The 18,440-nt window shown below is 45.1% G+C and carries 18 protein-coding genes; 2 read left to right on the top strand and 16 right to left on the bottom strand.

Features of this window, described 5'->3' with window-relative positions; translation table 11 throughout:
* The 16 genes from AAE02nite_RS06160 to tilS all read right to left on the bottom strand — a co-directional run bounded on the left by AAE02nite_RS06160 (position 1) and on the right by tilS (position 15,743).
* The gene (locus tag AAE02nite_RS06160) at positions 1 to 1,335 is read right to left on the bottom strand and encodes a purple acid phosphatase family protein (protein ID WP_170252530.1); all 1,335 of its coding nucleotides are present in this window, start codon (positions 1,333 to 1,335) and stop codon (positions 1 to 3) included.
* Between the two features lie 313 nt (positions 1,336 to 1,648).
* Positions 1,649 to 2,509 (bottom strand): fumarylacetoacetate hydrolase family protein, encoded by an 861-nt coding sequence (locus tag AAE02nite_RS06155; RefSeq protein WP_146896012.1) that lies wholly within the window; start codon positions 2,507 to 2,509, stop codon positions 1,649 to 1,651.
* A 162-nt stretch (positions 2,510 to 2,671) separates the two neighbouring features.
* Entirely contained in the window at positions 2,672 to 3,454 is a 783-nt protein-coding gene (locus tag AAE02nite_RS06150) for an SDR family NAD(P)-dependent oxidoreductase (protein WP_146896010.1), read from the bottom strand.
* Between the two features lie 172 nt (positions 3,455 to 3,626).
* Positions 3,627 to 4,406 (bottom strand): 3-keto-disaccharide hydrolase, encoded by a 780-nt coding sequence (locus AAE02nite_RS06145; RefSeq protein ID WP_146896006.1) that lies wholly within the window; start codon positions 4,404 to 4,406, stop codon positions 3,627 to 3,629.
* 286 nt (positions 4,407 to 4,692) lie between these two features.
* Entirely contained in the window at positions 4,693 to 5,412 is a 720-nt protein-coding gene (locus AAE02nite_RS06140; RefSeq protein WP_146896004.1) for a tetratricopeptide repeat protein, read from the bottom strand.
* A 205-nt stretch (positions 5,413 to 5,617) separates the two neighbouring features.
* The gene (locus AAE02nite_RS06135; protein WP_146896002.1) at positions 5,618 to 6,790 is read right to left on the bottom strand and encodes a sialidase family protein; all 1,173 of its coding nucleotides are present in this window, start codon (positions 6,788 to 6,790) and stop codon (positions 5,618 to 5,620) included.
* A 56-nt stretch (positions 6,791 to 6,846) separates the two neighbouring features.
* Positions 6,847 to 7,230 carry a DUF3037 domain-containing protein gene (locus tag AAE02nite_RS06130; RefSeq protein WP_146896000.1) on the bottom strand — a complete coding sequence of 128 codons (384 nt, stop codon included), beginning with the start codon at positions 7,228 to 7,230 and terminating at the stop codon, positions 6,847 to 6,849.
* Positions 7,208 to 8,005, bottom strand: coding sequence for a HipA family kinase (locus AAE02nite_RS06125; protein WP_146895998.1), 798 nt, complete (start codon positions 8,003 to 8,005; stop codon positions 7,208 to 7,210). The genes AAE02nite_RS06130 and AAE02nite_RS06125 overlap by 23 nt, the downstream gene beginning before the upstream one ends.
* A gap of 389 nt (positions 8,006 to 8,394) precedes the next feature.
* Positions 8,395 to 9,542 (bottom strand): IS3 family transposase gene (locus tag AAE02nite_RS06120; protein ID WP_146895996.1). Its coding sequence is split into 2 segments (ribosomal slippage): positions 8,395 to 9,266 and positions 9,266 to 9,542, totalling 1,149 coding nucleotides; the frame shifts between segments, so codons are not numbered across the junction.
* Between the two features lie 323 nt (positions 9,543 to 9,865).
* Complete coding sequence (locus AAE02nite_RS06115; protein WP_146895994.1) at positions 9,866 to 10,138, bottom strand: DUF4242 domain-containing protein; 273 nt, start codon at positions 10,136 to 10,138, stop codon at positions 9,866 to 9,868.
* 145 nt (positions 10,139 to 10,283) lie between these two features.
* Positions 10,284 to 10,835 carry a cupin domain-containing protein gene (locus tag AAE02nite_RS06110; protein WP_146895992.1) on the bottom strand — a complete coding sequence of 184 codons (552 nt, stop codon included), beginning with the start codon at positions 10,833 to 10,835 and terminating at the stop codon, positions 10,284 to 10,286.
* A 155-nt stretch (positions 10,836 to 10,990) separates the two neighbouring features.
* Positions 10,991 to 11,653, bottom strand: coding sequence for a hypothetical protein (locus AAE02nite_RS06105; RefSeq protein ID WP_146895990.1), 663 nt, complete (start codon positions 11,651 to 11,653; stop codon positions 10,991 to 10,993).
* Between the two features lie 197 nt (positions 11,654 to 11,850).
* Positions 11,851 to 12,360, bottom strand: coding sequence for a hypothetical protein (locus tag AAE02nite_RS06100; RefSeq protein ID WP_146895988.1), 510 nt, complete (start codon positions 12,358 to 12,360; stop codon positions 11,851 to 11,853).
* 219 nt (positions 12,361 to 12,579) lie between these two features.
* Complete coding sequence (locus tag AAE02nite_RS06095; RefSeq protein WP_146895986.1) at positions 12,580 to 13,554, bottom strand: SPFH domain-containing protein; 975 nt, start codon at positions 13,552 to 13,554, stop codon at positions 12,580 to 12,582.
* A gap of 10 nt (positions 13,555 to 13,564) precedes the next feature.
* Positions 13,565 to 14,020: an NfeD family protein gene (locus AAE02nite_RS06090; protein WP_146895984.1), complete on the bottom strand. Its 456-nt coding sequence runs from the start codon at positions 14,018 to 14,020 to the stop codon at positions 13,565 to 13,567.
* A gap of 397 nt (positions 14,021 to 14,417) precedes the next feature.
* Positions 14,418 to 15,743, bottom strand: a complete 1,326-nt coding sequence (tilS, locus tag AAE02nite_RS06085) for a tRNA lysidine(34) synthetase TilS (RefSeq protein ID WP_146895982.1) — start codon at positions 15,741 to 15,743, stop codon at positions 14,418 to 14,420.
* Between the two features lie 47 nt (positions 15,744 to 15,790).
* Between tilS and AAE02nite_RS06080 the strand changes: the two genes are divergently transcribed.
* Together AAE02nite_RS06080 and AAE02nite_RS06075 are read left to right on the top strand one after the other, a co-directional pair.
* Positions 15,791 to 17,467 (top strand): OstA-like protein, encoded by a 1,677-nt coding sequence (locus AAE02nite_RS06080; protein WP_146895979.1) that lies wholly within the window; start codon positions 15,791 to 15,793, stop codon positions 17,465 to 17,467.
* Positions 17,468 to 17,542: 75 nt separating this feature from the next.
* Positions 17,543 to 18,394, top strand: a complete 852-nt coding sequence (locus AAE02nite_RS06075; RefSeq protein WP_246150833.1) for an outer membrane protein assembly factor BamD — start codon at positions 17,543 to 17,545, stop codon at positions 18,392 to 18,394.
* The last annotated feature ends 46 nt before the right edge of the window (positions 18,395 to 18,440 follow it).

Raw genomic sequence — 18,440 nt, 5'->3', positions numbered from 1 at the left:
TTATTTGGTTGGGGCTTTTAGGGTATTGGTAAACCGCCGCTCGGCTTTATTGGTTGTTTTGAGTTCGGTAACGCGGGCGGCTTCGCCTTGTTGCTTATGCAGTTCAAAGGCATCGTATAACTCGCCAGTAGTGGTAATTGATTTATAAATTAACTTATCCTGTTCAATCGTAATAATTTGGTAAAGCTGGGTGTTTTCGGCGCCGCGGCCTATCCATTCTTTGTTACCTAAAGTATACATTTTGGGCCCGCTGATAGATACTACGTAAACCGGCGCTGTCTTAAATTCTTCTTTATTTTCTTTGGCTGAAGAACTGGTGCCGCGGGCATAGGTGTGGTCGTGGCCTTGCAACACCAAATCTACTTTGTACTTATCCAGAATGGGCTGCCAGTGCTTTAACAAATTTTCGTTTTCGCGGCCAATGGCGGTAGACTGCACCGGATAATGACAAGTTACTACCGTCCATTTTTTCGGATTGTTCTTTAATATTTCCTCCAGCCACTTGGCCTGGGCCGGTACCTTCCAATACGAGTTCAGGCTAATAATGCGCAAATCCTGGTAGTCGGTGTAATATACCAGATCGGGCTCCGATTTAATCCCATTGTCTGGCAGGTTAAACTGCGCTGCCCAATGACGGGTAATGCGCGGCAGGTAAACCGCGTTGCGGGTATACTCGTGGTTGCCGGCCACCAAAATACTGGGTATAGTAGCATGAATAAAAGAGCCGGCTGTAAACCACTCCTGCCATTCGGTATCATCTTCGGGGTGGTTTATCAGGTCGCCGACATACAGCATAAATTTAGCCTTGGGCATTTCGGCGTAAGCCGCCCGAATTACCCTGGACCATTGGGAGAGTACCTGATTTTGCACATCGCCGAAATAAATAAAGGAAAATGGTTCGGGTTCTTGGCTGGCGGTCCGGAACTGAAACCACTCGCTCCAGTAAGTACCATCGCCTACCCGGTAGGCATAAAGCGTATTGGGAGATAAACTACTAAAGTTTACCGAATGATAAAGTGCTTCGCCGCTTTGGGTTTTGAGTGGTTCGGTCTGGGCTGGCAAAGCCTTGGCGTAATTAGCAAAATTTGCCGAAGCATCGGCCAATGCAATTTCAGCTTTAGGTGTTGTAACCGAATTATCGGTGCGCCAGGTAACGGTCTGCGATGTGGTCGGGTCGGTTTGCCAGGTTAAAATAATGCGGTCGGGACGGGGACCAGGGGTGGCATTTACTCTTTTTATTTCGGTTTTGCCTGGTTTCTGGGCTTGTACCGGCAGGGGCAACAGCCAGGCCGAAATCCAGAGAAGATTAAATATATTTAAGACAAAAAGTTTCATCCGCATGTGTCCCAAACGCCTCCTTTAAATCTTAATTGTAATGGCTCCTATTTTTGTAGTATTCTAGACCATAAGCCAGTACTGTCCACATCATTACGCGGAAGAACAAGGACAGTTTATAGATTTCGGTCATAACAGTTGAGATAAAAACCAGAGATGGATAAAAGTTACAGAATCTTCTACTCAGGTGTAGCAGGAAATATCCGAAGCTTTTCCGCGAATTTCCGAAAGAGTAAAAAGTGTTTATCTTAATGTAAAATCAAAACCAGCTTCTTTTATCCTGAACAGAAATAAGAAGCTGGTTTTAGAATATTTAAGCTGGGCTGTAAGCTTTTGCCACCTGCCGCGACTCGCCTAAACCGTCTATTCCTAACTCTACCACATCGCCGGGTTTTAAATATTGCGGTGGCTTAATGCCTAAACCCACACCGGCCGGGGTACCCGTGGAAATAATATCGCCGGGCAGCAACGACATAAACTGGCTCAGGTAGCTGATAATAAAAGGAACTTTAAAAATAAGGTTTGCGGAATTGCCGTCCTGCTTGGTTTCGCCGTTTACTTTCAACCACAAACGTAAATTATTTACATCGCTTAACTCGTCGGGGGTAGCTATAAACGGGCCGAGCGGCGCAAAAGTATCGCAGCTTTTACCTTTTACCCACTGGCCACCGCGCTCTAACTGAAAGGCCCGCTCGCTGTAGTCGTTGTGCAAAGCGTAGCCAGCTACGTAGTCCAGCGCTTCTTCTTCCGAAACATAAGAAGCTTTTTTGCCAATGATTACCGCCAATTCTACTTCCCAGTCGGTTTTTTCACTATTCTTCGGAATAACTAAATCATCGTTCGAGCCAACCAGCGAAGAGGTAGCTTTAAAGAAAACAATCGGTTCAGAAGGCAGAGCCATATTGCTTTCGGCGGCGTGATCGGAGTAGTTCAGGCCAATGCAAATTATTTTACCCGGCCGGGCAATAGGTGGCCCCAAACGCTCTTCGGCTGAAACCAGAGGAGCAGATGCCTGGTTTTGTTCCAGCCAGGCGGCCAACCGGGCCAGTCCATTATTTTGGAAGAACTCTTCGGTATAATCTTCGCCAAAAGCGCTCGCATCCAGGCGGCGGCCGTCGGACAATAACAAACCTGGTTTTTCACGGCCAGGCTGACCAAAACGAATTAATTTCATTTATATAAGTTTTAAGTAATTGGTATCAGGTAATAAGTAGCAAGTATCTAGTAGCAGGTATCAGGAATTAAGAGCCTTGCTTGTTCTGTTTTTATCTCTGTTTTTTAAGTTTTAAAATAGAAAATCAGTGAAACCGGATTAAACTAAACCGGGTTGAATAAATTAAGTATTCAGGGTAATAAAGCCGCCGTCTATGGGGTAGTTGGTGCCGGTAATAAAGGCCGCTTCATCGGAGCAGAGGTAGAGGGCCAGAGCCGCCACTTCGTCGGGGGTACCCATGCGCCCAATGGGCTGCGTTTTAGATAATTTATCAAACATTTCCTGCTCTCGGCCGGGGTAATTTTTTTTCAGGAAGCCATCTACAAAAGGTGTATGCACCCGACCGGGCGCCAAACAGTTACACCGGATGTTATTTTTGATATAATCGCGGGCGACGGAGTAGGTCATGGTCAATACGGCACCTTTACTCATCGAGTAAGCAAAGCGATCCGGAATGCCAATGACCGAAGCCACTGAGGCCAGGTTTAAAATTACGCCGCCACCGGTTTCCTGCATGTGCTTTACAGCCGCAAACATGCCGTTGTAAACTCCTTTCACGTTTACCTGGTAAATGCGGTCCAGGTCGGCTTCTGAAGTTTGTTCTATATTACCTACGTGGGCAATACCGGCATTATTTATTACAATATCGATGCGGCCGCTCTGCTGCCTGATATTATCAAAAACAGTGGTTACTTCTTCCTGGCTGCTTACGTTGCAGGCAAAAGAACTGGCCTGTCCGCCTTCTTCGGTAATTTCCTGCAGGGTTTGGGCCGCCGCGTCTGAGTTAAGTTCCAGAATAAAAACCCGGGCGCCCTGGCGGGCAAAAAGCTTGGAAATACTGCGACCAATGCCGCTGCCGCCCCCGGTAATAACTGCCGTTTTTCCGGCCAAACTAAATAATGCCATAATACCTTTAGGTTAATGCAATGCCGGACCTCTGTTTTTCAGAAAGCCAAGTTTAGATTTCAATTTAGAATTTGGTTGGTATTTCTGTTTCGAGCAGAACCGGATGAAAACACGCCGCCAGGGCAGCGGTTTCAGCCGGTTTATATAATGCTAAATAGGTTATCTAATATTATTATAATTCGCGCAGCCAAATATTGCGAAAACGTACCGGATTTCCGTGGTCCTGCAATTGGATGGGGGCTTTGCCGTGCGCTTTATAAGAAGGTAAACCAATATATTCTGTGGCACCTTTTATTTCGGTGTTATTCTGTACCACTACGCCGTTATGAATTATGGTTACGCGGGCCGGCATTATCAACGTGCCATTTTCTTTAAAGCGGGGAGCCGTGTATAAAATATCGTAGGTATTCCACTCGCCGGGTTTGCGCATGGCATTTACCAGCGGCGGCGTTTGTTTGTAAATGCTGCCGGCCTGGCCGTTGGCATAGGTGCGGTTGTTATAATTATCCAGCACCTGTACTTCGTAGCGGTCCTGTAAAAAGATGCCGCTGTTACCACGGCCCTGGCTGTTTCCTACTACTTCGGTGGGTGCCGACCACTCCACGTGCAGTTGAAAATCTTCGAAGTTTTGCTTGGTGGTAATAGCGCCGGTGCCTTTGGTTACGATCATCGCACCGTCTTTTACCTGCCACTTGGCGGCACCCCCGTCTTTGCCTTTCCATTGCGAAAGATCTTTGCCATCGAATAAAATAACGGCATCAGACGGAGCAGCAGTGCCGGTGCCCGGGGTAATTGTTTTCACTTCAGGTTCCCAGAACTCGGTCATTTCGGGTACCATTTTGGGTGGCTTTGGCACGGCGCCTGGCTGGTTCTGAGCATAGGCCTGGCCTAAAGAAAATAAACCGGCTATTAAAGCGGCGGTGGCTAACTTAAGATTAGAAGAATAGACCATATTAATTATTTGTAGTGACGGATGATTTGAGCGATTAAATATATTAAATATTCTTTCTCTTATGCAAAACTGCCTTTAAGAAAGACCGAAGTTAACAGATTATCGGGAGCCAGCTTCTGTAATTAACCCGTTTGCTATAAAAGTTCAGAATTAGCTATTCTGCGTTAAGGTACCTCGTGTTTTCCCATGATAGAAAAATAGTTATAAAAAAAGCCCCGGTTCTATCGGGGCTTCGGGAAATAATTATGAGGATTAAATATTAACCAAACTTTAACAGGTTACCAGCTTATTTGCAAGATTTAGCCATTAAATCCCGGGCTTCTTTGGAACCCATCTGGGCTGCCTTCTGTAAATCGGTGCAGGCGGCGGTTTTATTATTAAGCATTAATTGGCTGTAGCCACGGCCGTACAAGGCAGTAGCTAATTTCGGATTTAGCTTTATAGCCTGGTTAAAATCGGCTAAGGCACCGGAATTTTCACCCACATTCATGCGGGCAAAACCCCGCTCCACGTAAGAATCCACGGCATCGGGTTTCAGGCTAATGCTCTTGTCAAAATCTGCCAGCGCGTCTTTTGATTTATTCATAAATACCTTGGCTATTCCGCGATTAAAATAAGCATCGGCATCGTCGGCTCCCAAAGCCACGGCTTTGTCGTAGTCGGTCAGGGCACCGGCATAATCCTGCTTGCGAATTTTTAAGGTGGCACGATTGCGGTAAGCTTCGGCGTTTTTCGGCTCTTTACTAATTACTTTGTTAAAATCGGCCAAGGCACCGGTAAAGTCATTTAGCTCTAATTTGGCAAGCCCCCGATTATTATAAGCCTGCAAAAAGGACGGCTCTATGTAAATCGTTTTTGAATATTCCGCAATGGCTTCTTTGTAAAGGCCGGCATCGTAATATTTATTGGCCTTATCTAAAGAGGGATTAACTAAACTTACTTTTTGGGCGATGGCGCTGCTGCCCATCAGGAAAAGAATTGTAACAGTAAAGAAAAAATTTTTCATGGGTACTGGGTAAGGAGTAGTATTGGTTAATTCAAAAAGTGTGCCTGAAGCCCTAACTCTTTTCTTTCACGAAAAAGTTTCTTCATAATTGTTCTGGCAGCTTTTATTTTGCCTGGATTTCCACTTTCCTGAAAAAGGATAAATATTTCTAAATCCGTTCAAGCTTAGCCCAGGCATTTATGGGGAAGAAATATTAATCCTGATACTATTTTTGCTGCCACTTCATGATTTTAAAAACAATTTGCTGGTATTTATCCCGCTCGTACAGCACGCCAATTTCCTTTTTTGAAATATTTACCAAATCGGAGTAAGCAGTATAATCGCGCTGATTAGGCGAAGTGCTTTTATCTATTAAAATGCTCTTGGGCCAGGTTTTGCCCTCGTCGTAGCTGATGCGCAGGGTCAGGTTATCGCGTAATTTAACGTCGGCAGCATTGCTGAAAGCGATAATATTTTTACCTTTTTTCTTACCCACCGTGAGCAAACTCCCTTGGTTAACCGGGTCGATTAAGGTGTGGTCGAACCAGGTGCTATCCCAAGTGGCGCCGCCGTCGCGGCTCACCGATATAATCCGGGCCCGAATATCGCCTTTTTGGTTGCGCGAGTTCATCATGAGTTTACCGCCCGAGAGTTCAGTGGCAATAGACTCGTTGGAGCCCGGCACTTGTACTGTTGTGCTTAATTTAAAGGTTTTTCCGTGGTCGTCGGTGTAGAAGCCATGCGCTTGGTAATCCTGAAACTGCGGCTGCGGATTGCCGGCCGAATGATTGGCAGCTACAAAAATACGGCCCTTGTAAGCACCCGTGGTAAATTGCATGGCGTGGCCCGGGGTGTTGGCGTAGCTGCGCCAGTCTTCGGAGGAAGTATAAGCAGTGTTTACCTGAGGCTGATTCGGACGGTGTACCTGAGTAGTAATATTTATGGGTTCCGACCAGGTAAGACCGCCATCGGTTGAGGTCTTGTACCACACTTCACGCAGGCCATTACCTTTTCGGACTTCGTTTTCGTGATTATCGCCGGTGTTGTAAAATAAAAAAATCCGGCCTTTGGGGTAAGTGGGGTCGGTGAGGTCCAGCACCGGAGCCGGGTTGCCGGCCTGTAAGTTCTGGTAATCTGCTACTGTTTGCAGGTTGCTCCAGCTTTTGCCTTTATCGGTGCTGCGCTTTAATACAATATTTATGTCGCCAAAATCGCCGGCACCGTGTACCCGGCCCTCGGCAAAAGCCAGTAAGTGGCCGTTGGGTAAGCTAATAATAGCCGGAATGCGGTATGATTGGTGCCCTTCGGTACCCGCCGTAAAAACCGGTACCACCCCCGACTGTGCCCAGCCTGTTGAAACAGATAAAATAAAGAGGCAGGCTAATAATATTCTTCTCATCCGGGTAAGTTGTTGGGGTGGTTTTATTTACAAGAACGGTTAGTTGCCTGAAGTATTTACAAGACTAGCTTGGTATAAAGTTTTTGCAGGGTTTCGTTTGGGTCGGTACACAGGCCTGGATGCACCGCCGACGTTTGCACCACCGTGCTGCGGGTAGCCGTAAGCCAGCGGAAACGGGAGGCGACCGGCAATTGCCCAATGGCTCCACCCTGCGACCACCCGGCGCAAATGCGCTCAAAAGCCCGGAGCCGTTCCTGCAACTCTGTTATATCTAAATCCGGGTTGAGGGCCCGCAACCGTTCTTCGGGCAAATGGTAGATGGTTTTTAAAAACCCTTGCGAAGCGCAATAAAGAATTACGCCCACGTTTATGAATTCTTCGCGTTCTACACAGGGCACCACCCGGATGACGGCATACTCAAACAAGTGCTTTTCTGGCATGTTGCGCGGCTTTAACAAATATTTCGGATGTAGCTACCCGATTAATTAAAAACTGAACGTAGGCCTGCCGGTACGCTGCTGCCGTGTCAAACGGCGATTCGCCAGTTAGCCACTCGTCCGGAATAACTGAAACAATAGCCTGGATGCGTTCGGGGCTTAAAATGTTCCGGAATTCCGCATCCACAGTTTCGAGTTCAGCGGCTTGCGGAAGCAGCACATGGTCTTTTATTTGGGCAAATGGCCGCCGGGCTTGTTCTTCCAGGTTAGGCCAGGAATGATGAAAATAAAAAGCCGCGCCGTGATCGATCAGCCACAATTCTTTGTGCCACATGAGCATGTTGGTATTACGGGGCGTGCGGTCTACGTTCGTTATCAGGCAATCGAGCCAGACAATTTGGGAGGCCAGCCGGGCATCTACGGCGTTTACCAAAGAATCGAAGGTGATGGCGCCCGAAAGATAATGCACGGCTAAGTTCAGGCCTTCGCTGGCCCGGAGCAAATCTTGAATTTCTTCGTCGGGCTCTGTGCGGCCAAAAGCTTCGTCGAGGTGGGCAAATACTATTTCGGGTACCCGCAAGCCCAAAGCCCGGGCAATTTCGCCGGCGATTAACTCGGCAATCAGGGCTTTTTCGCCCTGGCCGGCTCCCCGGAACTTTAAGGCGTACAGAAAATCATCGTCGGCTTCTACAATGGCTGGTAAGGAGCCGCCTTCGCGCAGCGGTGTTACGTACCGCGTTACCTGCACCGTTCTTAACTCGGGTGGATTTATAGTCATAGGTTCATCCTGCGAAAATTCGACTTTTCAGCGCCAAACCCTATTCTGCATAAATTATTTTTGCAGCGGATATTTTTAGGGCAGCGCAAATTTCCGAGAATTTCCGAAGAAAAGAAGGTTGGCTGTTATTTTTCTGAGGAATATTTTGCTATTGGCTTAAGAGCGCTAATGCTTTTTAAATTAATTTTTTTGATAAATACCTGCCTACTTCAACCATTGAACCAAGCAGCATTACCCATGCTGTAGTAGTCTTATAGACATTTGCAGGAAAGAGAGGGATTTAGCGCTTGATGATTAAAATTATATTTTTAGCCATTATGAAAATTGTAAGTACCCCATAAATAGGACATTCTAAAAGTAGACTATTCTAAACTACCTTACTACCCCTACTATGAAGTGGGAATGTGGTAAACTTGCGGTGCGGGCTCCTTGGGCAGCGGCAAGTTTTCCATATTTCCACTTTTGTTTTTTTCTGGCCATTTGCTCGGGGTAAGATTACCAAGCGCTTCATGAGGCCTGCGGGTATTATATTCTTCCATCCACTTGATAGTTAACTCTCGCACTTCCTCCAGGTCAAAGAATAGGTAAGCATCTAATATCTCCCGGCGGTAACTGCCATTGAAGCGTTCGATAAAGCCATTTTGCATGGGCTTTCCCGGCTGGGTATATTGGATTTGGATATCTTCCTTTTTACACCAACTGGTAAAGTCAGCACTGGTAAATTCGGTTCCGTTGTCTACCCGTATAGCAGCTGGCTTGCCGCGCCAGTCAATCAGCTGTTCCAGGGTTCTGGTTACTCTCTTGGCTGTAATAGAGGTGGCTATCTCAATGGCTAATGCCTCCCGGTTACAATCATCTATTACATTCAAAGTCCTGAATTTATTACCCGATGCCAAACCGTCACTCATAAAGTCCATGCTCCAACTGTCGTTAAGGGTTGCTTGCTGGGCTAATGGTTGCTTTACCCGTGCGGGTAACCTTCTCTTGCCCTTTTTCTTCTTGTTTAGATTCAAAAGCTTATAGACCCGGTACACCTTCTTGTGGTTCCACGACTTTCCTGCTCTTTTCAGGTAAGCCAGCAGCTTACGAAAACCATATACCGGATGCGCAGCGGCCAACTCCTGCAGCGCTGTGATTACTTCTGTGTCATCTTTGCAACTCTGGTAATAATAATGCGAGCGGGCCAGGCCGGTTAAGCGGCAGGCCCTGGCAATCGGTAGGCTATAGTCCGAAATAAGTTCTTCGGTTAATTGCTTTTGTTGCCAGAGCCCCAGCCCTTTTTTGTGATGACCTCCTTGAGGATGTTATGGTCCAGGCTCAAATCGGCATACATCTTCTTTAGCCGGCTATTCTCTTCTTCTAACTCTTTTAGCCGCTTTACATCGGAGGCTTCCAGGCCCCCATACCGGCTCTTCCATTTGTAAAACGTGGCCCGGCTGACTTCCAACTCCCGGCAAATATCCGCTGTCTTGCGACCGGCTTCATTTTCCTGGATAGCTTTTACTATCTGAGTTTCACTAATTCTGCTCTTTTTCATCTGTTCAGTTTAAATATAAACACTTTTTTTGTCTACTTTTAAACTGTCTCCTTTTTAGGGATACTTACAAAATAAATAGCAGAAATTTAGGAGGCAGATTGGTTCAAACGGTTTTATATGGCCGTTTAGGCAAGTGGCCGAAGGGCAAATAAGGTTGCTGATGGTGGTCAGAAAAATACCGGTGCGATAAAATTTCGGGATGACTAGCTGCATTAAAGGAACTCCTTAATATGCTGCCATTTGGTAAATAGCCGAAATTTTATCGCACCGAAATCTTTTGTATAAATGTGGTGTCAATATTGGTGTTCGCTTATAAGTTAAAATTATTCTGCAGTGGTCGGGTCAATTATGGTAGCTACTTCGCTTACCGAATTTGCCGGAAAGCCGCCCTGCCGGGCATGTTCCCGTACCATTTCTTCATTGGGGGCAATATAAATACAATAAATCTTGTCGCCGGTAACATAGCTTTCTTGCCACTGAATTTGCGGGCCCATATTACTGAGCACCCCACAGGAAGTTTTTGAAATACTTTTTAATTGTTCGGCAGAAAGTTTGCCGGCGCCGGGAATCTCCCGCTCTATTACATACTTTGGCATAACAGATTATTTAAAGGTTTTCCTACTCGTCTGGCTTTTCGGTATCGCCCCGTTTTATGTGGTTTCTGGCTCCACATGTATACTATTGGTTAGTTGCTTATATTTTGCCGGTAAGGTGGTGGCTATGGTGTGCTGGTTAAGGTTTTTAGTCGAGGTATTTTCTATAAAAAGGGCGGTAACCCAACAAGTACGCCAAAGGGGTTAAGAGCACAAATAGAATTTTCTGAACAGCATAAGGTGGTTTGGCCAACCGGAATTCAGGGGCATATTTAGCCGCCAGTAAAGCAACCTGCAATATATTCGGCATTCCTGCCTTGTTTGTTTTACCGTCCTGGGCCAGACCGGTTACAGTTTCCAGAAAATATTCGGTGTTCAGGGCCGGTATAACTTTCCAGTTAACCACGGTCTTATTATTTGTATGGTTCCACATAGCATGTACTTTGTTCTGCGGAATGTTGATCGTATCGCCGGATTTTAATAATTTCAGTTCTCCGTCTATCCGCACGGTCAGTTCGCCAGCTAAAACCCGGAATTCCTCTGCCTGGTGCGGATGATAATGAGCAGCCGGTTCTAGGGAGTAAGCATGATAAGTGGTTTCCATCTCTAAAATTTGGCCACCGGTATCTTTTTTGGTTTGCAAGAATTTTATTTCCTGACCAGTTTTTAGGTTATGAATTATTTTGTTTTTAAAAGCCACTTTTTCACTATTAAATTTCTCAGAACAAAATCGGAATAAAGATTTAAAGTAATTTCGAGTTCCGCGCTGCTGCCATTTTAAGAGCTTTGTGCCGCGTTCAGGGTTTATTTTAAATTAACTCAAAAAATCTGTAAACGCTGGTATTAAGTTAAGGCTTAGCTTTGGTTGGTTGGCTTTTTTAAGTGGTCCAGCAAAATAGCCCAGATGGTAACCAACAAAACCGGTGTGAAAATTATGATATACTTTTTATCGAAATTAGTTTGAATAATTATAGCTAGGTGGATAGCTGTAAATATTAGAATTAAAATAATGGCCTTTATTTTAGATGATTTTAATTCTCTGAAATCCTTAGCTGCTGGATTGTGAATACGTAGCCGCTGTGAAATATCCGCGGCAAGTTGGAACAATGGTTCGTTTTCTTCTGCTAAAATGACCGCTTTACCGCCGTTTACTTTTATCTCTACTCTTTTGGTGTTGCTGTTGGAAGAAAACTGATCTATCCTGTACCATTGAATACTTTCCCAGGAGATGAAAGGGTAATGCGGCAGTTGAATGCCTTGCTCATTTAAAATAACCTTGCCTGGTTTTCGGTAAAAAGCAAAGGCCACCGCCGTAACTATGCTGGCAAACAGAAATACCCCAATTAATTGGATGACCGTTTTGGCGAGGTAAGTGGGTAAAGGAAAGTCACCTATTAGAACATCCAACACAAAAAAGCCACCAAATAATACTATCCAGAATAAAATAATAAAGGCAGTTGTTGCTTTTTGTATAGTTTTACTGGCCAATTTGAGTGAATATTCTGTAGAGGTGTCCATACAAATTGGTCAAATATTTGTTTAATGGGTTGTATTCTTAACTTAATTATATCAGTTTAATGCTATTTTTAAGAATGGGTATTTGCCATTCCCACAGCAAAGCAAGGGTTTGGTAAATATTGGGTTGTGGATAGTGCTATTACTTTTAAGTTGCTTTTGATTACTGCTGGCTCTGTTTAATTAGGGGAAAAGCATTTTTACTCAGCACTTGGGCAACTATTATTTGAAAAGCTACTTCCGCAAACTTTAATAGTTACCGGGGATGGCTCCTGCACTGCTATCATCTGACAGGGGTTGAATTTAGTGCAACTTTCAAAATTATTTGACATATCTATTGTAAAGTAAAACGTCTTGCTGTAGTCAGCACCTAAATCAAGATTATCCGGAAGACTGCTCAACAGGATAACGTTTTCGTAATCTTTGCCCTCATAGAAAGTCTTAGTGCCTGTCTTGGCATTAAGTAGTTGTACGAATACAGCGGAAGTACACCCCCAAGAGGTAATGACTTTAGCTTCTAAACATTTGCCCTTCAAACCATCTATTGGGTTTGCATTCTCTTCTTCACAACTGCTAACTACTATCGCAAAAAACATTAACAAGCCATAAAATATTGACTTGCTAAATAATTTATATACCCTAATTCTTTCCTTCAGGCTTGAATTTGAAAATCGTAGTATTATTGTCTTGCTTTGTAAGTTCTGCTGCATAAGTGATGCTTAGGTTGCCGTGGTTTTAATTGTATGACCCGAAATCCTTTATTTCAGTTGCATGTTCTAGTTAACTTCGCTGCCTTACATTACTCATAACTACCAGATAAAAGGAGTTATTCGGCTTATCTGCACTATATATTTAAACCAAAATTCAGGTAATTCTGGATTTATAGAACTACCTGAATTTAATTTTTTTGCAACCAACCAGAAAATATTTTACCCGGCGGTATTTCTAGTGGCTTTGGGAAGGCCGTTTCCTGGAGTAAAAGCAGGTTCTTCTTTCATGCGGTTCATTACAGAGGTAATGCTGCCCACCACGCCCGAAATATCGGCTAAATCGGTAGGTATAATCATGGTGTTGTTGGTTTTGGCCAGTTTGCCGAATTCGTTTAAATATTGCTCGGCTACCCGCAGGTTTACGGCGTTCATACCGCCTTCGGCGTTAATAGCCATCGCAATTTCGCGGATACCCTGGGCCGTAGCCGAGGCAATGCGTTCTATTTCGGCGGCGCGGCCTTCGGCTTCGTTGATGCGGCGCTGCTTTTCCCCTTCCGATACCGCAATCATCTGCGATTTTTCGCCTTCAGCACGGTTAATGCGGGCTTGCTTATCACCCTCCGATTCGGCAATAATGGCCCTTTTTTCGCGTTCGGCGCGCATTTGCTTTTCCATGGCATCGCGGATGGTAGCCGGCGGATTAATATTTTTTACTTCGTAGCGGGTAACTTTTACACCCCAGGGTTCGCTGGCAATATCAACGGCGTTTACGATAGAGGCATTAATGGTTTCGCGTTCTTCAAAGGTGCGGTCCAGTTCGAGTTTACCTACCACGCTACGCATGGTGGTTTGGGCAATCTGGATAGCAGCAAAGCGGTAATTATCGATGCCGTAAGAAGATTTGGCTGGATCTACCACCTGCAGATACAGAATGCCATCTACCTCTACGGCAATATTATCGCGGGTAATACAATTCTGGGGCGGCACATCAATGGCCTGTTCCTTCAGGGTATGGCGGTAAACAATTTTATCGATAAACGGAATAAGCACATGGAAACCCGGTTCCAGGCTGGCGTGGTATTTACCCAGCCGCTCTACAATAAAAACCGAGCGTTGCGGTACTACTTTCAGGGCCGATAAGAAAAGAAATACAATAAATATGGCTAAGCCAATCAATATTATCGTGGAAGTCATGTGGTATAGGTTAAGTAAGCGGTTCAACAATTAAAACAATGCTGTCCTGGGCAATAATCCGGACGGTTTCACCGGCCGTTACCGGTACTTCGGCGCGGGCTTTCCAGTTCGTGCCCCGGAACTGAACGCGCCCGCCCGCTGGTCCCGGAGCAATTGGCTCGCTAACCGTGCAGGTATGGCCGATAAAATCCTGGTTTAACTCGTTTGTGTTCAGGAAAGTAACCGTTGCATTATCGGTTTTAAGGAGATAGCGCCGGAGTAAGGCTAAGGCCAGAACGGAGCTCAGCATAAAAACGACTAGCTGGGTGTTAAAACCAATATCGAAAAACAGGTAAACTAAAGCTGTGAGCCAGGCACCAACGCCAAAGAACAGAATTATCAGGCCGGGCAAGGCCAGCTCGGCCAGGAGTAGCGCCAGTCCTGCAATAAACCAAAGGACAGCCGGATTTTGAAATAGGTCTTGCATAGCAGTAAGGGGTTAAATCTCAATATACAAAAAAATGCGTATTTTTACTATTATACCGGCCCGATATCTCTGAATTCAATCAGGAAGAGATGAAGATCCACCATCTTTCCCGCGCAGGATGAATTCAGATTCAAATGTCCGCCGGGGTTTGCTCTTTCGATATCAGAACATTGGGTTAAAGTCTTTTTATATAGAAGAAGTGAGCGCTTCGGTATTATTCAGAAATTGCGAGCATCCGTTGCCGTAAGGTGTCATTTCTTACTTACTTGGGCTAATAAAATATTTCTTTTACTTGAAATAAAATATTCCTTTTACTTGAAAAAAGAAGTGTCAGGTGAATAACACCTGACACGGCATTAAAAATTAAATCTGACTGCTAATATCTATTCCGTTAATGTTATGGCTTTATTTCCAACTCCAGCACTTGTTCGGTTTTATCGGTTACTTTAAAGCGGTTGTCCAGGCGGTAGCCGATTATCCATACGATGGATTTATCGGAAGTTAAAACCATAATTCTGTTTTTTAAGTTAACCGGTATTTTTTCGTTGATAAAAAAGTCGCTGAGTTTCTTTTTGCCATTCATGCCCAGCGGCACAAACCAATCGCCTTCTTTCCACGGTCGTATTTTCAACGGGAACTGGAGCAAGTTTAAATCCAGGGCGGCGATTTGGCGGCCGCGGGGGATTTGGTAATTTTCGGCTGCTGCTCGGCGGATTTGCAATTTCAGGTTAGGTTGCTCGAAATATTCGTCAGTTTCATTAATCTCAAAAGAACCGTAAACCCGTAAATCTTTGGGCGTAATAACCAACTGGTCGCGGTCTTTTACCAGCACGTGCGTTGCAGATTCGAAAGTTTTGCCCGAAATACCTGCAAAAGTTTCCAGAATCGCTTTGGTATTATCGTAATTAAAGTTGTAGTCGCGGAGGAGTTCAAAAAGTACTACGGGCAAAGCAGTGGCTTGCCGGAGCGGCTCTAAATCCAGGTAAGTTACGCCGGCCTCGGTGCGGTAGGCGTTCTGCCTAACCTGATTAATATACGCCAGGTAAATTTGTTCGGCGCCCTGAATTTTTTCAACGGTTTGGCTAATGGTGGTTTCTAAGCTGGGGTTAATTTTTTTTAGTACCGGCATTACCTCGTGCCGGATTAGGTTGCGCTGGTATTTGGTGCTTTCGTTCGAGCTGTCTTCGCGCCAGATAAGCTGGTTTTCGGTTACATATTCGTAAATATCGTCTTTGCTCAGGCAGAGCAGGGGGCGAATTAAATATTCTTTTTTAACTGCTATGCCGTGCAGGCCGGCAATGCCGGTGCCTTTGGTTAGGTTCAGCAATATGGTTTCGGCGGCGTCGTTCTGGTGGTGGGCGGTGGCTACATAGTTATAATTTAGTTTCTGCCGGAGTTGTTCAAACCAACTATACCGCAGGGTGCGGGCGGCCATTTGGGTCGATATTTTTTCCTGTTGGGCGAATTCCTGGGTATTAAATTGTTCGCTGTAAAACGGTACGTTGTATTTTTTGGCCAGCTTTTTGACAAATAATTCATCGGCATCGGATTCTTCGGCGCGCAGCCCAAAATTGGCGTGGGCCACGCAAAAAGTGATTTTTAATTTATGTAGAATATCGCACAGCACCACCGAGTCAATGCCGCCGCTCACCGTAGCTATAATTTTATCTTCCAAAGTAAAAAGCGCATGCTGCTGGGCGTAAGCTAAAACTTTATTTATCATAGAAATAAGATTGGTATTTAGTAATTTTGCCAATTATTCAGATTTTAATGAAAAGAACCAAAGTATTTTTTTCGCTTCTTTTTCTACTCCTCTGGGCCTCGGCGGTTCAGGCGCAGGATAAAATAGAAATATTGCCGGGAGCCAGTTCGCTGGAAAGAGGTGAAAAAAATGGCGTTGAATATCTGCGGCTGCTGCAAAATGTACAGATGAAGCAAAAAGATACCTTCCTGTACTGCGATTCGGCCCACTTTTACCGCGAGCAAAATTACGTAGATGTTTTCGGGAATGTACGTGTGGTGCAAAATACTTTAACCATTACCAGCAACACGGCTACCTATAACGGCAACCAGCGCATTGCTACCTTTAAAGGCGGCGTAAAACTCGTAGACGAAAATCTGAATCTTACTACGCCATCGCTTACGTACAACATGGCTACCCGCGTAGGACGCTACACCGAAGGCGGCACCATTGTGGAGACCGAAAATACCTTAACCAGTCGGTCGGGTAATTATAACCTCGATACCAAATTGTTGTCCTTTAAAGGCAATGTACACGTGGTGGGCAAAGATGCCGATATTAAGTCGGATTCGCTGCAATATAATACTACCAATAAAACTGCCTATTTTGTAACGCTTACTCGTATTAAAAACGAGCAGGGCAACTTAACAGCCCGGGGCGGTTATTACAACACCGTTACGAAAGAATCGCAGTTTCTGAATTCCCAGGTAGAAACCACCGATTATACCATTTCGGGACAGAAGCTTTTTTACGATCGCGCCCGGCAATATTTGCACGCCACCGGCAACGTTAGAATGGTATCGAAAGACCAGAAAAATAAAACGGTAATTACGGGGCAGGAGGCCAAACATTGGGAGGGTTTAGGCCGATCCAAAATAACGGGCAGCCCGGTGATGCGCTCGCTGGTTTCTAACGATACCTTGTATATTTCGGCTGATACCTTGGTGGCAGTAGACCAAAAAGACCCCAAGAAAAAAGATTTTCTGTACGCTTACTACGGGGTGCGCATTTTTAAATCTGATTTGCAAGGCAAGTGCGATTCTTTGAGTTATAACCTAACGGACTCGCTGATGATGATGAACGGCGACCCGATTTTGTGGAGCAACAACAGCCAGTTGGTATCTAACAGAATGCACATGCAAATGAAAAACCGCACCATCGACCGCATGTATATGTATGCCGATGCTTTTATTGTGTCGGAAGATTCGCTTAAAAACCTGAACCAGATAAAAGGCCGCGACATGACGGCATTTTTTCAGGAGGGCGATATCAGGCGGGTAGATGTAAATGGCAACGGCGAAAGCATTTATTTTGCCTTGGAAGGCGACTCGGTACTGACCGGCATGAACAAAACCGTTTGCAGCGATATGGTGCTGAAGTTTAAAGATAAAAAACTACAGACTATTTCGTTCCTGACCAACCCCGATGCCAGTTTTATTCCGCCGCACGAACTGGAAGAGCCCGATAAACGCCTGAAAGGTTTTAAATGGCGGATAGACGAAAAGCCCACCAAAGCCCAGGTGCTGGCCAAACGCACCAAGAAATCGGCTAGGCCGCCGAAACCCGCCGTTTTGGCCCAGGAAACAGCTAATCCTGCGCCAACTAAGGGTGCTCAGAAGGCAGAGCCGCCGCGTAGAAGAGACAAAACAAAAGAAAAACCCGCCGCAACTAAACCCAATGCCCGGCTCCAGCGGAATATTAATTAGCTTTAACAATAGCGGGAGCTGGCAGCCGTTAACTAACTTGTATTTGGAGAGAAATTTTCCTAATTTTGCGCGCGCATGAATTCTTTGTTAAAATCGATATCCTTTATTTTCGTCGGCATAATGCTGTTAAGCGCTTGCGGCGATTACAATAAATTACTTAAAAGCAACAACGTAGACCAAAAATACGAAGCCGCGCTAAAATATTTCGAAAAGAAAGATTATTACCGGGCCGGTGTATTGCTGGAAGAAGTTCGTCCGTTGTTGGCTGGCCGGATAGAGGCCGAAAAAGCGGCTTTTTTGTACGCCTACACCCAGTACCACGAGCGGTTGTATGCCACCAGTGCCGAGTTGTTTCGGAGCTTTTTCGACACCTACGGCCGGAGCCCTTTTGCCGAAGAGAGCTTGTTTATGCACGCGAAATCGCTGTATTATGATTCGCCGGATTTTAACCTCGACCAGACCAGCACCCAAACTGCTATTGTAGCCATTCAGGATTTCCTGAACCGCTACCCTGAAAGCAAGTACAAAGAAGAGGCAAACAAAATGTACGATGAACTGTCGGCTAAACTGGAGCGCAAGGCTTTTGAAAACGCAAAGCTTTACAGCCAAATGGGTAAAAGTCAGTTAATGTATTACCAAGCCGCGGTAACTGCTTTTTCTACTTTTCAGCGCGAATATCCGTCTTCGACTTTTAACGAGGAAGCCGCTTACCTTAAAATTGTAGCACAGTTTAATCTGGCCGAAGAAAGCGTGCCGGAAAAGCAACGGGAACGATATTTCGATACCGTTGGTTTTTACCAGGCATTCGTAGATAAATATCCGAACAGTAAATATTTGCGTAGTGCCGAAGCGCTGTTTGATAAAAGTACCAAGCAACTGGAGCGCTTAAAAGCCCCAACCAACACGGCTAACGTAGAACAAAAATAAATATTAGACGCTAGATATTAGATATTGGAATTTGTTAAAAGAGCTA

It is taken from the genome of Adhaeribacter aerolatus (assembly GCF_007991635.1).
In the GTDB taxonomy this organism is placed as follows: Bacteria; Bacteroidota; Bacteroidia; order Cytophagales; family Hymenobacteraceae; genus Adhaeribacter; species Adhaeribacter aerolatus.
The sequence above is the reverse complement of the archived record's forward strand: the minus strand, read 5'-3'. Positions and strand labels throughout refer to the sequence as shown.

Coding starts and splice junctions, on each gene's coding strand:
- AAE02nite_RS06160 (WP_170252530.1), bottom strand. CDS start 1,335: ATGAAACTTTTTGTCTTAAATATATTTAATCTTCTCTGGATTTCGGCC.
- AAE02nite_RS06155 (WP_146896012.1), bottom strand. CDS start 2,509: ATGAAATTAATTCGTTTTGGTCAGCCTGGCCGTGAAAAACCAGGTTTG.
- AAE02nite_RS06150 (WP_146896010.1), bottom strand. CDS start 3,454: ATGGCATTATTTAGTTTGGCCGGAAAAACGGCAGTTATTACCGGGGGC.
- AAE02nite_RS06145 (WP_146896006.1), bottom strand. CDS start 4,406: ATGGTCTATTCTTCTAATCTTAAGTTAGCCACCGCCGCTTTAATAGCC.
- AAE02nite_RS06140 (WP_146896004.1), bottom strand. CDS start 5,412: ATGAAAAATTTTTTCTTTACTGTTACAATTCTTTTCCTGATGGGCAGC.
- AAE02nite_RS06135 (WP_146896002.1), bottom strand. CDS start 6,790: ATGAGAAGAATATTATTAGCCTGCCTCTTTATTTTATCTGTTTCAACA.
- AAE02nite_RS06130 (WP_146896000.1), bottom strand. CDS start 7,230: ATGCCAGAAAAGCACTTGTTTGAGTATGCCGTCATCCGGGTGGTGCCC.
- AAE02nite_RS06125 (WP_146895998.1), bottom strand. CDS start 8,005: ATGACTATAAATCCACCCGAGTTAAGAACGGTGCAGGTAACGCGGTAC.
- AAE02nite_RS06115 (WP_146895994.1), bottom strand. CDS start 10,138: ATGCCAAAGTATGTAATAGAGCGGGAGATTCCCGGCGCCGGCAAACTT.
- AAE02nite_RS06105 (WP_146895990.1), bottom strand. CDS start 11,653: ATGGACACCTCTACAGAATATTCACTCAAATTGGCCAGTAAAACTATA.
- AAE02nite_RS06100 (WP_146895988.1), bottom strand. CDS start 12,360: ATGCAGCAGAACTTACAAAGCAAGACAATAATACTACGATTTTCAAAT.
- AAE02nite_RS06095 (WP_146895986.1), bottom strand. CDS start 13,554: ATGACTTCCACGATAATATTGATTGGCTTAGCCATATTTATTGTATTT.
- AAE02nite_RS06090 (WP_146895984.1), bottom strand. CDS start 14,020: ATGCAAGACCTATTTCAAAATCCGGCTGTCCTTTGGTTTATTGCAGGA.
- tilS (WP_146895982.1), bottom strand. CDS start 15,743: ATGATAAATAAAGTTTTAGCTTACGCCCAGCAGCATGCGCTTTTTACT.
- AAE02nite_RS06080 (WP_146895979.1), top strand. CDS start 15,791: ATGAAAAGAACCAAAGTATTTTTTTCGCTTCTTTTTCTACTCCTCTGG.
- AAE02nite_RS06075 (WP_246150833.1), top strand. CDS start 17,543: ATGAATTCTTTGTTAAAATCGATATCCTTTATTTTCGTCGGCATAATG.